Genomic DNA, 14,919 nt, shown 5'->3' with positions numbered 1-14,919 from the left:
TCCCGCAGCATTTACTGCACTGCTGGTTTACAATTCACCTAACTCTCCTGCCCCCGCCTGGATCAGTTTTGTCTCTCGCCACGGACTCTGGCCTATGAGATTTCGTTCTTTCCAACCGAGCGTTTACTTCGCGCTGCTGATGTCAGCGTGCGGAAGTTTGCTTGCGCAGTCGGAGAGGGCAGGGGAGAGCGGACGGTTTGCGGCCCATTTTCGTAGTGGCGAGCGTGTGGCCGCGAGCAATCTGAGCGCGTGGCCCATTACCGGCAGCAATGCGAATTCTCAACTCGGCCGGCGAGATCTGTTTGCAGTCAAAGATCCGGTGCGGCTGATTCGCGATCACGAAGCGAAGGTGGAACTCAAGGCTCCGCTGGTCGTCATGGCCAATGGCGACGTGATCAATGGCTTGCCGCGACAGTTAGCTGCGACCGAAGGGCGGCAAGGCCAGCCTCAGCGGGTGCGGTTGCAACTCGATTCTCCGCTGATGCCCGTCGATGGGACGGGTGTCACCGTCAGGACTGACCGCGTCCAGCGCATCATCGGTCATGAGTCGCGCCAGCGTAAGCCAGCACCCGAACCAGGCACCGTGCTGTTGCACGATGGTCGCCAGCTGAAGGGTTCGAGCATTCGCTGGCAAGAATATGGCCTGTCGATCTTGACCGACGACGGCATCGTGCAGGCTGCGTTTACGGAACTGGCCGACGTCGTTTTTCCCAATATCGATCAACTGACTGCGGTAGTCGAAGACAGCCTGAGTGCAGGCAGCATCACCGGACCGGCCATCATGCGTCTGGCTTTCACCAGCGGGGCCGTGCTAACCGCGTCGCGTGTTTCGCGCGAGGTCGAACGAAGCCGTTCGCGTCGGGGCTCAACGGTCGAGGTAATGTACTACGTTCAGCCAGCCTGGAGCTCGCACCCCGTCGCTATTCCCGAAGGTGAGATCGCCTGGATCGGTTACCGCGCGACGAATGAAGTGCCGCTCTCGCTATTGCCCGCTACGACTCTGGTGAATGAGCGATTGATCGGCCAACCTCGCCCGTGGCTGCGTAACCAGTCACAAGCGGGGCCAACCGTTGCCGCAGGCGAATCGGAATCCGACCTGGGAATTTCAGCTCATGCTACGAGCACGATCATTTTCACGCTGCCTGAGGGAGCGCTGTCGCTGTCGACCATCGTGGGGATTGATCCCATCTCTGGTAAGGGTGGCTGTGTTCGCTGCTCGATCACTACCTGGGATACAGCCGTGAGCAAGTCAGGCTCTGCGCTTTGGGAAAGTGGCACGTTGCAGGGAAGTGATGGCGCCCGTGCAACGGGGCCCATTGATCTGCGCGAACTGAACGCGGTGGCGCTAGTGACGGACAACGCGCACGATGATCGTCCGGCCGGAGCAGACCCGCTCGATATCCGTGACGACGTTTGCTGGCTCGCGCCGCTGGTGGAGATTGATCCGCTGTTCCTTCGCCGGCCCGAAGCTGTTGCCCAAAGCTTGCCGGGACTGGGTTCGTGGCAGCAGCAAGGAGATGACTGGTCGCACGTGTCGATCAGCCAGCGCTGGAACGAAGCGGCCGATCGCTGGGAATCGGTACTAGCGATTCCCGCCGATGCCAAACTGCAACTGAGACGCCAGGCGAGTATTTCGCCAGCGTGCGATGTGCTGGAGTTTGCCACCGCGGTCTCACGCAATCCCACCGAGCAGGAATTCGAACTGAAAGTGAATGGCGAGTTGCAAGACTGGCGCACCAGCGAAGACCGCGAAGCAATGGCTACTCGCCACGAAAAATACGTCGGTCCTTGGATTCGCCGCAACAATCGCTTCAGCGACTCGCGCGAAGAGATGATCTCGGATGCGCTCGCCTACTGGTGGGACTTACAGGCGTTTCGTGGCCAGGAAGTCACGCTCGATTTAACGATCAGCGGCGGACCTCGCGGCGTGAAACTCGTCTGGCAGGATTGCTCGCTGCGGACCGCGATCGGCAATTTGCCGGCCAGTGGCGAATTGCCCAAGGTCGACGTGAAACTCACTGATGTAGTCTTCGTCGAGAGCTCTCACGGAGGCAATCGCGCGCCGCAAAAAGACATGATCCATTACTCGGCTCGTAACGCCGTGCCCATTCGCTTTCTGGGCCAAATGCGGACCGGCGGCTATGGCATGACGCGCAACTCGCACCTGGTCTTTGAACTGAAGCCTGAGTATCGGACCTTTATTGCGACGGTGGGTGGCTGCCGACATAGTTCCGGCGCGATGCGGGTGATGGTCGATGGCAAGGTGCTATGGGAGCGGCAAAAGGTTTCCGCCTTGAAGCCCGCAGAGTTGATCGAACTAGAACTTCCCGCTGGCGGTAAGCAACTCACTCTCATCAACGGCGCCGATGGTCTCTACGAAAGCTCCGCTGCTTGGGCCGACGCGGGATTTGTCGTGGTGAAGTAGGCCGCTCGCGTGCTGGTCTATACCGCGATCTCAAGACCCCAGTCGCTCCGCACGAACTCCGGCAACACGTGAAATGCGCCGCGACCGTCAGCCCACTTGATGACCTCAGGACGCTTTGCCACGTCGGTGCACAGTCGACTCGGGTGCGGCGTAACATTCACTCGACCGAGGTCGAGTCGGTCGGCATCGAAGCAAGTCTGCACGGTCACATCGGGATGGGTTTTCGCGTGCGTATGGTCGTAGCAAGCACGATAGAGAAGCGAGAACTCGTCGTCAGACAGATCGCACAGCATGCTGTGGAACCGTTCGCCTCGCAGCACGGCAGTAAACTCTGCGGCCCGCGGACCATGCTGCGGATCGTGACCTTCGTTCAACCGCCGCGAGTCGTGCAGCACGGCAAACAGGCCAACGACGCGCGGATTCGCGCCGGTCTCGGCCGCGAGCTTCCAGCCATTCTCCAGCACGCGGGCCCAATGGCTGACACCGTGCACACCGTCGCGGGGGAGCACATACTCCTGCAACACGCGTTGCACCACCGGCTTTAACGACGCCTGATTCATGCAACCTCCGCCTGCGACGATTTCCAAGCATGCCACAGAACCATACTAAACGGAATCCACCACATCAAATCATTCGTGACATTGGTCCAACCGGCAATCCAAGGCAGCTCGCCTTGCAGGGCTGCCCAGACAAAGCCAATCGGCCCGAATACCTTTCCCAACAAGCCCACCAGCACGATGGGCCAATGCCGCACGGGATCATACGCGGCAATCGCATAGCCCACACCATATACGCCCACGATCATACCGATGCACTGCCACAGGCTGGGATAGTTCGGCAACTCCATGCCGGCCCAGGCAAATGCCAAGTTCGGCCAGAAGATGGCCAAGCTTCCCCAGGCCAAATTGTAGATTGCTGCCGCCCACAGCATCCAGAACATCCAAGCGGGCGAACGATTCGAACGGGTCAACATGGGGCACGTCTCTGGCAGCATGAATATCGATTGCGGGACAACTTACTAACTGAGTTCGTCGCGCCAAGATAACTTGCCGCTCATGGCTTCGCCTGGCCAATTGCTCGCCCCAGCGGCAAGGACTAGAGTGCGGACAAGCGCTCCGCGTGACCTTCGCTAAGACACCTCTCTGGTTAAGCTGCTATGAATCCTTCGTTCCTTTCAATCATCATGACGCTTCTGGCGGCGCTCGCTACGCCGCACCTCAAGGCTCAAGATATTTTCGCCGCAAACAAAGCCCTTGGCCGGGGCGTGAATCTGGGCAACGCCCTCGAAGCTCCCAAAGAGGGCGAGTGGGGCATGAAGATCGAAGCGGAGTTCTTCCCGCTCATCAAGCAGGCCGGCTTTGCCCATGTGCGGTTGCCGGTGAAGTGGACCGCACACACGGCCAAAGCAGCTCCCTACAAAGTCGACGACACGTTCTTCCAGCGAATTGATGAGCTTCTCGCCCAGGCCGAAGCGAGCAAGCTGCGGGTGGTGCTCAATCATCATCACTACAACGAACTGGATGCCAGGCCCAAGGAGGAACTGCCGCGGGCGATGGCCATCTGGAAGCAGATTGCCGCTCGGTACAAGGACCGGGGCGACTGGCTGGTCTTCGAGCTCATGAACGAGCCACACGAAGAGCTCAACAAGGACAATGCCTGGACCGAAGCCATTCCGCCGCTGTTGGCCGCCGTTCGCGAAACCAATCCCACACGGCCTGTGATCATCGGCCCGCCCTTTTGGAATGGTATGTGGGCCCTCGGCAAATTCAAGCTGCCCGACGATCCGAATTTGATCGTCACGGTCCACTACTACAATCCGTTCGAGTTCACCCACCAAGGAGCCCACTGGGTGAAGGACTCCGATCGCTGGCTGGGAAAGAAATGGACCAGCAGCGAAGCGGAACTGAAGGCCATCACCAAAGAGTTCGACGCCACTGCTGCTTGGGCCAAGGAGCACCAGCGACCAATCTACCTGGGTGAGTTCGGCGCGTTCCGCAAGGCCGACAATGCCAGCCGAGTGCTCTGGACCGCAGCCATCACTCGCGAAGCTGAAGCCCGCGGTTTCAGCTGGGCCTATTGGGAATTCGGTGCCGAGTTCAGCGTGTATGACCGCGAGCAGAAAGCCTGGCGAGAAGACCTCCGCGACGCTCTGCTGAAGCACTAGGCGTTTCCCGCGAGCCGCCACCCTCGACGTAAATCACGTCCGGGGTTGTCCGTTGGCAAAACTTCATTCACAAACCCCCAGGTGGTTTAAACGCGCATGTGCGCCGTTCTCGAGAGTTATGGCACCTCGCCTTCGCAAACCGGCGGGGTTTGTGAACGCCACCCGTTTGGGTGAGACGTAAGTTACGTCGATTTTCGGCCCTAATCCGAGACACTTCGATGTGAGCCTAGTCACTCACTCGGATCACGATCTCTGCACCGATCGATTCACCCATCACGTCGTTTCTCGCGCGCGATTCGCAGTTGCTTGCGTAGCCAAAGTTCCAATAAAAACCACGCTCCTATTCCAGCGATGCCGGTCACCACAATCATATTCGCAGCCGCTGTACGACGAAGTATCGCTACCACAATTACCACCAAAAACATTACAGGAAAGAACCGAAATACCAGTAATCCTGCACGAACGGTCTCTTCTCTTATCACGCCCGGGCTTTCTTCGTTCATGAACACCGACAAAGAGCACCTTCTCTCAACCGCGGCCACCTTCGCAGCACGTTTCGCAGATCCGGTGACACCGCTCGCATTGAAACTTGGCTCGAATCTCGATCAGATGGCCGCCGCACACCGGGCAGGCGCACAGAGACGAAGATCCCTGCTGCTCATCGTCCCGTGTGGCATCGGCTTCCGAAGAATTCGCCGCTTGGTCCATTTCCGACCTTCCCAGCCAACTCCAAATTGTCTCAACCCACGAAAAAAGGCTCGACGGCGACACGCTGAAAACGACGCTTTAGCCACTTCGACGTCGAATATAGTTCGCCTCGCAAACCGCGGCAATAACGCAGTCTTTTACGAAGCCTCACTTGGTCAATTAGCCGTAGAACCGACGAAGCCTCTCGGCTCATCTGCCTGTTCCGATTCTGCGGCTGCGCATGCCGATTCCTCGGCCAAAGGAGCGACCTACTAGCCGTACAGGCGACCACCCCGGGCGAATTGAGATACGGTTGAGTGGGCTTCCGGCCCATTCTTTCCACTCGAGGTCTGGGGAAAGGCGATGTTCAAAAACTTCTGGCCGACTGTTTGGACCACGCTCGCAATCGGCGGATTTATCCTCTCACGACTGGTCCGCTTTGGGTTCGTCGATCGCGATACGACTGTCTACCTTTTCTCCGGCTTTTTGGTGTTGGCGATCGTGGTCTATTTCCTATCGAAGCACCGCTATGTGCCTTACAGATACCGGAAGCTGCGTCCCGACGAGATACCGAGTAATGTGAATCAGGCCTGGGAGCGGCTGACGGAAGACTTCATCGTGCGCGGTTATCAGCCTGCGGGTGACTACGAGTTGCAACCTTGGCCGCGGCGCATTATTGCTCGCTGCTTCCTCTCCAACGACCCCAGCACGCAGGGCTCGATTTGCGTAACCGATGACGAAGTCATTCCTGATTTCATGACGTTTTTCGACGACGGTCGAGTCATTGAATCGATCATTCATCCAACACTGGTAAGTCGCTGCCGATCAAACGAGGATCTCTGGGGAGTTGTGCAGCACGGTGGCAACATCTTCGATCTGCACCACTCCCATCAAGAGATCGTGAAGGCGTACCAGGAGGAGACTGGGGCCCAAACCATTGATGTGACGCCCGATCGCTTTGCCGAACTAGGAAGGTACGCGCAGCGTCTGATGTGGCTGGAATGGCTCGGTAAGACGCGGTACCTGGGCAGGCCAGTGCCGCCACAGCGAATCGCGAATGATGAATATCGTGCGAGCCACAACGGATTCTACGAACCCGCGCACGCTTATTCGCGGGAATAGCCCCGAAACTCCGGGCTTCGGCCCATTCAGCGTGCAAAAGAAAAAGGGTGGCTGACGGGACTTGAACCCGCGACTTCTAGATCCACAATCTAGTGCTCTAACCAACTGAGCTACAGCCACCATTACGAACAGCCAACCAGTTTAGCAATCACTCGGTTTGCAGGCAACGGTGCACCGCAACACGAGTAACCCCTGCTTTCTGTCAGCGTACGATGTCCGCAAATGTTTCAGGCTGTTGGAGATGCAATCAGGATCGGCAGGATTGTAAAGTTCAACTTCGTGGCTCAAGTTGGCCAGCGCAACTTTGGTCGAGGCAGCCATAACCGGCAGATTCGGGGCAAATTACCGCAGGTTAGGCCGCCGGGCTGCGATCGCGCCGAGAAATCAAGCAGCCCCATGCGATTCGGCACGGTAACTGCTTATCAGCACGCGCAACGAAGGGGGTGACCTTCGCTCTGACTGCTGCCGCGAGAAGCCTGCCCATGCCCGCTCCCCGTTCTCCTGTTACGTCCTTGCCACAGCCCGATAAAACGGGCGGCGGTCCGCGGCGCGCCCAAATTGAGGCGTCCTCGCCTGAGGAAACGCCAGAGACTGCCACGCCGACCAAAAAGCCGTGGACAATCCGCAAGACAATCGCCGCCACGCTGATTGTCGCCAGTCTGGTGCTGCTGGGAATCGGAATCGTTTGGCTGCGGCACGTTGGCCTGATGTTGTTTGGCGGCGTCGTACTTGCCACCGCCTTAAAGCCCAGCATCGAACTGCTGGTGAATCGTTGCGGTCTTAACCGCGTGCATTCGGCCATTGCCGTGTATGGCCTGCTGACACTCATTCTGGCTGGGACCGTCGTGGCTCTCGTACCGGAATTGATCCATCAGGGGCAAAGTATCGCGCAGAAACTCCCTGGCTGGTACGACGAAGGCCGCGTCTATCTCGTCGGATCCGAGCATCGTGTGCTCCGCAGCTTCGGCAGTCGCTTGCCCAGCGAAATGCCCGAGTATCAGAACCTGATGAAGTTGGGGGCCGGCGTGGGTGGCGGCGAGACCTCACCGCTGGATATCGTGCTGCAAGTCACCACGGGGATTCTGGGAGTGTTGGCCGTCGGCGTACTCGCCTTCTACTGGTCGATCAATGAAGAGCAAACAATTCGCTCAATTCTGCAACTGGCCCCCGATTATCGCCGGACCTTTTATGAGAGCCTGGTGGACGAACTGCTGGGCAAGCTCGGTGGTTACATTCGCGGGCAGTTGGTCTTGTGCGCGGCAGTGGGTTTACTCAGCTTGATTGCCTACCTGGTGATTGGTTTGCCCTACGCCTTGCTGCTCGCGCTCGTGGCGGGCTTACTCGAGGCAATTCCGATCATTGGCCCGACGCTGGGTGCCATTCCGGCCATCGCGGTCGCCCTGACACTCGGGCCCCAACAAACGGCGCTCGTAATCGGTGCCGCCATGCTCATTCAAACGCTCGAAAACTATCTGCTCGTTCCCAAGATCATGGACCGTTCAGTAGGAATCGGAGCGGTAGTGACCTTGCTGGCAATTGTGGCCTTCGGGGCCCTGTTCGGAACCATCGGTGCTATTTTCGCGATCCCGCTCGCCGCCATTTCGCAGACCCTCTTCGAACGCCTGGTGCTACTGGGAGATTTCAAGGAGCAAGAGTTCACGACGAGTCGCGACGCAGCAGGCGTGTTGCACTATCAGTTACTCGACTTGATTCACGACATCAAACGCCAGCAGCGGCAAAAAGATAGTCCCGTGGACAACTGGGCGACCGAAAGCTTTGCCGAAATCGAAACGCTCGCCGTCGCGCTCGATGATATGGTGCGCGAAGACGACCTGGAGCCCGACGGCCCTCCGAAGATCATACCGGTGACCCGATGAAGTTGATGACGTTTACCAAACACTCGCTCGTTGTCGCCGTGACTTTGCTGGCTCTGGTCACGCTCTGGGGAGCTGGCACGGCGATCGCTATTTTCCTCACCTCGCTGGTGGTCGCTGCAGCGTTGCATCCACCGGTCGAATACCTCAAACGCCGTGGTTTTGGCTCGGCGATGGCAGCCGGCCTGGTAGCGGGGCTCTGCGCCTTGGTGCTGGGCGCGCTTATCTGCATGATTGCTCCCCAATTGCTGCACAATCTCAATGATCTGCAAGCCGATGTCTCGACCGCCATTGCTTCGTTCGCCGAGCGTTCGCCCAATCACTGGGCCGTCCAACTCACCAAGAATCAAGAAGGCGATCCTACGTTGCCGATGCTCGGCGGCTTGCTTCCCTCATTGATTGGCACCGCTTCGAACCTGTTTCAGCTCAGCGCCTTCGGCGGCATCTGTCTCGCCTTGAGTTTCTACTGGACCCTGGACCGCGAACGCTTCGAACGGCTGTGGCTCTCGCTGGTCCCCGTGCGCCGCCGCGTGGGCACGCAGCGAATGTGGCAGGCCATGGAGCGAGAAGTGGGAGCTTACCTGCGCAGTGAGATCATCCAGTTTCTGCTGGCCGTGTACCTGCTGTGGATCGTCTTCATGGTCCTCGACCTGCGTTACGCGGCCTTCGTCGCTATTGCGGCCGGTACGTTAACGCTCATTCCTTGGCTCGGCACACTCTTCGCCTCAGCCGTGGTGCTGGTGCTGACGTCGCCGAAGCTCGTCGACCTCGATGCTCCCTGGGTGACTACGCAAGGCTGGTTGGCCTTGGTCGCGATTTTGCTCGTCCTGATCTTGCTCGAATTTGTGGTCGAGCCCAAGCTCTTCCAACGCGATCGTTACAACTCGCTCTGGATCGCGCTCGCGGCCATTGTGATGACTTTTCTCTGGGGTTTTTGGGGGCTGATTTTTGGACCCATGGTCGGCTACGTTCTGCAGATTTTAGTTCGGCAAGCCTATCCTCGCCTCGTACAAGAGCAGTCGCCGATCTCTAGTAGCACCGCGCTCGTCGATCGTGTGGCCCAACTCGAAGCGAGGTTTGCCGCGGCCGAGGAAGTTCCGCCGGAACTACTCAGCCTCAAGCAGCGGCTGCTCGACCTGGTCGAACAGCATCGCGAGATCGCCAAGCCGGAAATGAGCAACTAACCCGCAGCGTTACTCATTCAGCTTGAAGTAGAGAAAGCCATCTTCGGCACCAACGAGCAAATCGCGCCGACCATCGCCGTTCCAGTCGACGGTTGTTGGGCTCGTATCATGCCCGGCGAGTTGCCTTTCATCGAGAGCGCGCGTGTCTTGCAGTTCGATGCGGTCCTTGGTGCTCTTCAAGCATTTGAAGAACGTGGCATTGCGACCATTGGTGATCAGATCAACCAGACCATCGCCGTCCCAATCGGCAACGGTCAGCTTACGCCGGCCACTTTTGCCTGCCTCACCGACATTCAATCGCAACAGACCATCGGCCTTGTTCAACTTCTTACCAGCGCCGTCGAATTCGCTTCCCCCGATGCCGTAAAAGTTTCGTTGAGGAGGAAGTAGCACGAGCGAGTTAAAGGGAAACGAAGGATTCGCTTGATCCTTCACACTCGCGCGAGGAAAGAGGGCGAAATAACCTTCGTGGTCGAGCATCGCCAGGTCATTCAGGCCATCACCGGTGAAGTCATGCACCAGCGGAGTCGTCCGCCATTCAGTAGCAAGTTCCTTGGCTGCCGGATTCCACCAAGTCCACGCGGGCTTGGGCGGAGTACTTGGCCATTCGACCTGAACCGAACGCATCTTGCCGAGCTTAGGAGCCTGGCGACTGCCAATGTTTTTCCACCACACCACGCGGCCCAGAATGCTGTTGGCGACAATATCGGGCAAGCCATCGTGATCCCAGTCGGCGACACTGATGGTGGTGTAGCCCCACTTAGCTTCCGCAGGTCCCTGAATGCTGCCGTTAGTGCCCGCTTGAATGCGAATGACCTCGCCATCGACTTCAAACATCTTGGGCGCGGCGAACTTCGGCAGGCTTGTCTTCGAAGCTGCGCCCAGATTCTCGATCCAGCCGATGTAGCCGGCCGAGTTACCGCTGACGATGTCCTCGTCGCCGTCACCATCCCAGTCGAAGCCCACGGGCGTACACAAGACGCCGAACTTCACTTCGTCTGCTTCCTGCTGAAAGAACTGAGGCTGCGCGAACTCAGGAACCGAGCCCTTTTTCTGGGTAACATTCTCGACAAGGGCCACGCGACCATCTTCTTGGCCGACAATCAGGTCGGCATCGCCATCTTGATCCCAGTCGAACGGCACGACGATCAGCATCTGCAAATCCATCAGCAGCGGTTTGCCTTGGTGCATGATTCGCTGGCCAGCGGCGTACTCCGGTTCTTGACGCGTGCCGATGTTGGAAAAGTACGTGAAGCCGTCGAGAAACTCGCCGCAGATCAGGTCGAGATCGCCGTCGCCATCGAAGTCGGCAAAGCTTTGCGAAGGGCAACCAAACGTATCGAGCACTTTGCCCGCAGCTTGCATCTTGACTGGTTCGGCGTAATCCGGCTTTTCGGTAGTGCCGCGATTCAATCGCAAATAGATGTGGCCGTGCAGCGGACCGCGCGTCCACTTGCCTTGCTCGTTGAAAGCCCGGTCCCAACCATAGTCTGCCCAGTCCTCGATGCCGATCGTCAAGTCGAGCGCGCCATCGCCGTTGTAGTCGACATACCGCCACTGATTGAAGCGGATCTTGCTTCCGTGCACATTCACCGTCAGCGGCAACTTCCGGGGAGTAGCGAGACCGGTGCGAAGAAAATCGGGATATTCATTCCCGGGTGTCATCACGCGGACGGTTGTCTTGCCCGCCTCTTCGGTGATGTAAGAAGGCGTAACCTGGAAAGCGCCGTTGCTCAGTTTCTTGCCCGGCTTAAAGACCGGCATTTTCACTTTGCCGGCCGTGTTCTCGAACAAATAAGTACCGTTGTACGGAACATCGGGGCACACCACGATCAGGTCGTTATCGCCATCGCCGTCGGCATCGGCAGGAACGGGCCACGCCCACAAGCCGACGCCCAGATCGACCACCAAGCCCGGATTATTGTGCTTCAGCCGTTCGAGTTCAGCTGCGGAAGTTAAAGAGCCGAGCGTGGTGAACAGAACGGCAAGGCAAACGAGCAAGGCGCGCATGATGGCGGCTCCCGAGCAAGTGAGAGGCGAATGAGTCCGCCCAATTATCACGCTCGGGAGGTCGCTGCCAACAGCCCTAGTTGCTCGACGATGCCGGCGATTCGTTCGCGCACTTTGGCATCGCAGGGCTGAATCGGTTCCGCCAGCCGTTCGTCGCACAGGCCGGCGAGCGACAAGGCACACTTGAGCCCACGCACGACAGCCATAAACTCATCGGCCTGCTTGTAGATCTGACCGAGAGTTTGAACTTTGTCCCCCAACTCTAAAACGCGCGACGAGTCGCGGGCCACGGCCGCCTCGTACCATTCGACAAAGAGTCGCGGCTGCAAATTGGCACCGCCGTTCACACCGCCATCCCCTCCCATCAAGACACTCTGGGCGAGCAGATGTTCGGGGCCGATCAACACCGACCAATCGGGACGCAGGGATCGCAGTTCCAACAATTGGCGAAAGTGATCGAGGCTGCCGCCACTATCTTTCACACCACAGACATTCGGCAGCCGCGTGCATGCCTCGGTGGTGGCAATGCTAATTTCCACCTTTACGCAGGCCGGCATGTTGTACAAAAACAGCGGCAATGGAGATTGCTCGGCCAGCAACGTGAAGTACCGCAGCAAGTCGCGCTGCTGAAGCGGAAAGTAATAGGGAGGTGCCGCGACAATTGCCGACGCGCCACTGGCCGCTGCATGCTGTGCCAGGTCGAGAGCTTCTGTCAGCGAAGGGTCGGTCACTCCGACCAGCATCGGTACGCGACCGGCGATGATCTCGCTCGCTGCTTCGACAAGCTCGTAACGCAGGCGATAATCGAGCGCCGGCGCTTCGCCCGTCGTGCCGAGGACAAAAATGCCGGCGACGCCCGCTTCGATCATCCGCTCGATGATGCGCGCCAAGGCAGCTCGATCGAGCTCTCCGCGGTCAGCGAGGGGAGTGACGAGAGGCGGGACAATACCACGTAACGGGCGGGGAAAAGTGGAGGTGTTCATCCCTCCCTTGTAACCCGAGACCAGCGCAGAGTCGAATGCTCCGCCGCGATTTTTTTCTCTCGGCAGACTGCTGGCCATTACAACCGGCGCCGAGCATAAATCTTGTTAGGCCGCCCGACGGAAGGGCAGGGTAGGGGGTGCGGAACGCTCGGGCAGCGGTAACGAGACGGGCGAAAGGGCCGGCAGATGCGAAGTGAAGACCCCTTCCTGGCGGAACCACGCGCAGAACTCACGCACTGCCTGCGAGACGGCGATTTGAGGTTCGTAACCTAACAGGCGGCGAGACTTCGTCAGATCCGCGCAGGTCGCTGGAAGATCGGCGGGGTTCGCGGGCAAGGTTTTAATCTGCGCCCGGCAGCCCAATTCTCGTTCGAGCAAGCCAATCATGTCGCGAATCGAAATTGGCTGGTCGTTCCCCAGATTGAAGCACTCGCCGAGAATATGCGGCGCATCCAGAGCGGCGACGATCCCTTTGCAAATATCGTGAACGTGCGTAAAGTCCCGACGAATCGAGCCGTCGCCAAACAGCGGCAAGGGTTGCCCCGCGAGCATGGTACGGGCAAACACGCTCAGGCCCAGATCGGGACGCATCCTCGCGCCGACGGCACTGAAGGGTCGCACGCAAACCGTGGGGACACCGTGCAACTCATAGTAAGTTTGAGCCAGTTGCTCGGTCGCTTTCTTCGTCGCGCCGTACGGACTGGCCGCGGTGCCGAGAGGTGCATCTTCGACAAAGGGCACTTGTGCCTGCTTGCCGTAAACAGTCGACGACGAGGCAATTACCACGCGCTCGAGTGGCTGGCGACGGCATTGCTCGAGCAGTGTCAACGTGCCGTTCACGTTGTTATCGAGGTACTCGTGAGGCTCATCCACGCTGCGCCGCACACCTGCATGCGCAGCCAAGTGAACTACATAGCGAATTTTCTCGTCGGCAAAGAGTCGCGCAAGCAAGCCGGCATCGCGGATATCACCCTCACAGATCGTGACGCGACCGTGGCCATCGAAGGGAGCCAGATTGGCCCACTTACGATCGACGGAATACGAGTCGTTGAAGTTATCGAGGCACACAATCCGTTCGCCGCGCGTGCTCAGCAGTAGCGGCAGCAGATGGCTGCCCACGAAGCCGGCACCACCAGTAACCAGAATGGTCATGCTGCTAACCCGCCTTTCGCCAACGAGAGATTGGCCGAGAACTGTTCGCCGAGCCAGCGGTCGTCTGCTCCCAGCGATGACGTACGGCATACACGGCTTCATCTCGACCGGCGAAATAAATGCGAGAAGCGGTTTCGGCAAGCAGCCCCAAGCCAAAGCACTGGGCGCTGATGCCCATCGTCAGCAAGCCGCCGATGATGAGACCCAGATTTGCCTCGTTCGACATGACGCCGTAAACAAGGGCCGCGCCCAGGAGCAGCATCGAGACACAACTGGCGATCAGACCCCAGCGACCAAAGAGTCGCATCGGGCTCGCGGCATAACGCTTCAAGTAGGTGACGGTGAGCAAGTCGAGAAAGACTCGCAACGTGCGATTGATGCCGTACTTCGTCGTACCGAATAGCCGGGGGTGATGCTTCACTTCCAGCTCGACGCACTTCGCACCGCGCATGTCGGCGAGAATCGGAATGAACCGGTGCATCTCTCCGTAGAGTTCGATTTCCAGAGCGACTTCGCGGCGCATGGCCTTGAGTGTGCAACCCAGGTCGTGAACCGCAAAGCGAGTGACGCGCGAGATCAATTTGTTGGCCAGCAACGAGGGCAGCTTGCGGTCGAGCCAGCGATCTTTGCGATCGCGCCGCCAACCATGCACCAAATCGTAGCCTTCTTCCAGCTTGGCGACCATGCGCGGGATGTCGGTCGGGTCGTTCTGCAGGTCGCCGTCCATGGTCACGATGTAAGTGCCATGGCTTTCGCGAATGCCCGCGAGCATCGCCGCGCTCTGGCCAAAGTTCCGCCGCAACTCGATGACGCGCACGCGATTGTCTTGCTGGGCTAAATCGCGCAGCCGGAGTGTGCTGCCGTCATGAGAGCCGTCGTCGACCAGGATCAGTTCGAAATCGAGTTCGGTCGGTGCGAGCGCAGCGATTACCTGCTCGTGCAGACGAGTGATGTTCTCCAATTCGTTGTGAATGGGAACGACGATCGAGACATCCATGTCTACAGCCAATCGCGGGGGGAAGAAAATCTGGGTGGAGAATATGTACCCCAACCACGTCCCCGCGCGAAGACGAACTTATGCTAGCGGCAGAGGCCGCAGAAGGCTGTCAGGAGTGTTAAGAATTGATGAAGCTCAATTTCCAAGTGTAGGGGTTGTATCGACTGCGTCGATAAAACCCTTGACTCAAACTCAGCGAAATCCCCACAGCTTCACCAAACTACCCATGCACAACATTTCAGCGACAAAAATGGTGTTCAGCGCATTCTGCCATGCGTTGATTGCTCTTGGTTGCTGGCAGGCAACATTGGCTCAGGAATC

General features: G+C 58.6%; 12 protein-coding genes and 1 tRNA gene. 5 read left to right on the top strand and 8 right to left on the bottom strand.

Annotated elements, in window-relative coordinates; all coding sequences use genetic code 11:
• Positions 1-94: 94 nt before the first annotated feature.
• Entirely contained in the window at positions 95-2,425 is a 2,331-nt protein-coding gene (locus tag NA78x_RS11920) for an NPCBM/NEW2 domain-containing protein (RefSeq protein ID WP_425618674.1), read from the top strand.
• Positions 2,426-2,442: 17 nt separating this feature from the next.
• On the opposite strand, the gene NA78x_RS11915 is transcribed toward NA78x_RS11920, so the two are convergent.
• Both NA78x_RS11915 and NA78x_RS11910 read right to left on the bottom strand, forming a co-directional pair.
• Positions 2,443-2,985 carry a hypothetical protein gene (locus NA78x_RS11915; protein WP_425618673.1) on the bottom strand — a complete coding sequence of 181 codons (543 nt, stop codon included), beginning with the start codon at positions 2,983-2,985 and terminating at the stop codon, positions 2,443-2,445.
• Positions 2,982-3,398 (bottom strand): hypothetical protein, encoded by a 417-nt coding sequence (locus NA78x_RS11910; protein ID WP_425618672.1) that lies wholly within the window; start codon positions 3,396-3,398, stop codon positions 2,982-2,984. Before NA78x_RS11910 ends, NA78x_RS11915 begins: the two co-directional genes overlap by 4 nt.
• A 183-nt stretch (positions 3,399-3,581) precedes the next feature.
• Here NA78x_RS11910 and NA78x_RS11905 point away from each other — a divergent pair, with 183 nt between their 5' ends.
• Entirely contained in the window at positions 3,582-4,589 is a 1,008-nt protein-coding gene (locus NA78x_RS11905) for a glycoside hydrolase family 5 protein (protein ID WP_425618671.1), read from the top strand.
• A 266-nt stretch (positions 4,590-4,855) separates the two neighbouring features.
• On the opposite strand, the gene NA78x_RS11900 is transcribed toward NA78x_RS11905, so the two are convergent.
• On the bottom strand, positions 4,856-5,104 hold the full coding sequence (locus NA78x_RS11900) for a hypothetical protein (RefSeq protein WP_425618670.1): 249 nt from the start codon (positions 5,102-5,104) through the stop codon (positions 4,856-4,858).
• Positions 5,105-5,639: 535 nt separating this feature from the next.
• Here NA78x_RS11900 and NA78x_RS11895 point away from each other — a divergent pair.
• Positions 5,640-6,398, top strand: coding sequence for a hypothetical protein (locus NA78x_RS11895; RefSeq protein WP_425618669.1), 759 nt, complete (start codon positions 5,640-5,642; stop codon positions 6,396-6,398).
• A 46-nt stretch (positions 6,399-6,444) separates the two neighbouring features.
• Here NA78x_RS11895 and NA78x_RS11890 read toward each other — a convergent pair.
• Positions 6,445-6,518 (bottom strand) — tRNA-His (locus tag NA78x_RS11890).
• A gap of 362 nt (positions 6,519-6,880) precedes the next feature.
• Between NA78x_RS11890 and NA78x_RS11885 the strand changes: the two genes are divergently transcribed.
• Both NA78x_RS11885 and NA78x_RS11880 read left to right on the top strand, forming a co-directional pair.
• The gene (locus NA78x_RS11885) at positions 6,881-8,275 is read left to right on the top strand and encodes an AI-2E family transporter (protein WP_425618668.1); all 1,395 of its coding nucleotides are present in this window, start codon (positions 6,881-6,883) and stop codon (positions 8,273-8,275) included.
• A gap of 5 nt (positions 8,276-8,280) precedes the next feature.
• Positions 8,281-9,456 carry an AI-2E family transporter gene (locus tag NA78x_RS11880; protein WP_425618667.1) on the top strand — a complete coding sequence of 392 codons (1,176 nt, stop codon included), beginning with the start codon at positions 8,281-8,283 and terminating at the stop codon, positions 9,454-9,456.
• Positions 9,457-9,465: 9 nt separating this feature from the next.
• Here the strand turns inward: NA78x_RS11880 and NA78x_RS11875 are convergent, their stop codons facing one another.
• The 4 genes from NA78x_RS11875 to NA78x_RS11860 form a co-directional block, all read right to left on the bottom strand.
• Positions 9,466-11,466 (bottom strand): FG-GAP repeat domain-containing protein, encoded by a 2,001-nt coding sequence (locus NA78x_RS11875; RefSeq protein WP_425618666.1) that lies wholly within the window; start codon positions 11,464-11,466, stop codon positions 9,466-9,468.
• A gap of 47 nt (positions 11,467-11,513) precedes the next feature.
• Positions 11,514-12,449 (bottom strand): dihydrodipicolinate synthase family protein, encoded by a 936-nt coding sequence (locus NA78x_RS11870; RefSeq protein ID WP_425618665.1) that lies wholly within the window; start codon positions 12,447-12,449, stop codon positions 11,514-11,516.
• A gap of 105 nt (positions 12,450-12,554) precedes the next feature.
• Positions 12,555-13,601 (bottom strand): NAD-dependent epimerase/dehydratase family protein, encoded by a 1,047-nt coding sequence (locus NA78x_RS11865; RefSeq protein ID WP_425618664.1) that lies wholly within the window; start codon positions 13,599-13,601, stop codon positions 12,555-12,557.
• 4 nt (positions 13,602-13,605) lie between these two features.
• A complete protein-coding gene (locus NA78x_RS11860) occupies positions 13,606-14,598 on the bottom strand; it encodes a glycosyltransferase family 2 protein (RefSeq protein ID WP_425618663.1) in 993 nt (330 codons plus the stop codon).
• Positions 14,599-14,919 lie beyond the last annotated feature (321 nt).

The sequence above is a fragment of the Anatilimnocola aquadivae genome (assembly GCF_049819085.1).
GTDB lineage: Bacteria > Planctomycetota > Planctomycetia > Pirellulales > Pirellulaceae > Anatilimnocola.
This window is presented reverse-complemented; position numbering and strand designations above follow the sequence as displayed.

Excerpts from the sequence above, each read along its gene's own strand:
- NA78x_RS11920 (WP_425618674.1), top strand. The coding sequence starts at position 95 with ATGAGATTTCGTTCTTTCCAACCGAGCGTTTACTTCGCGCTGCTGATG.
- NA78x_RS11915 (WP_425618673.1), bottom strand. The coding sequence starts at position 2,985 with ATGAATCAGGCGTCGTTAAAGCCGGTGGTGCAACGCGTGTTGCAGGAG.
- NA78x_RS11910 (WP_425618672.1), bottom strand. The coding sequence starts at position 3,398 with ATGTTGACCCGTTCGAATCGTTCGCCCGCTTGGATGTTCTGGATGCTG.
- NA78x_RS11905 (WP_425618671.1), top strand. The coding sequence starts at position 3,582 with ATGAATCCTTCGTTCCTTTCAATCATCATGACGCTTCTGGCGGCGCTC.
- NA78x_RS11895 (WP_425618669.1), top strand. The coding sequence starts at position 5,640 with ATGTTCAAAAACTTCTGGCCGACTGTTTGGACCACGCTCGCAATCGGC.
- NA78x_RS11885 (WP_425618668.1), top strand. The coding sequence starts at position 6,881 with ATGCCCGCTCCCCGTTCTCCTGTTACGTCCTTGCCACAGCCCGATAAA.
- NA78x_RS11880 (WP_425618667.1), top strand. The coding sequence starts at position 8,281 with ATGACGTTTACCAAACACTCGCTCGTTGTCGCCGTGACTTTGCTGGCT.
- NA78x_RS11875 (WP_425618666.1), bottom strand. The coding sequence starts at position 11,466 with ATGCGCGCCTTGCTCGTTTGCCTTGCCGTTCTGTTCACCACGCTCGGC.
- NA78x_RS11870 (WP_425618665.1), bottom strand. The coding sequence starts at position 12,449 with ATGAACACCTCCACTTTTCCCCGCCCGTTACGTGGTATTGTCCCGCCT.
- NA78x_RS11865 (WP_425618664.1), bottom strand. The coding sequence starts at position 13,601 with ATGACCATTCTGGTTACTGGTGGTGCCGGCTTCGTGGGCAGCCATCTG.
- NA78x_RS11860 (WP_425618663.1), bottom strand. The coding sequence starts at position 14,598 with ATGGATGTCTCGATCGTCGTTCCCATTCACAACGAATTGGAGAACATC.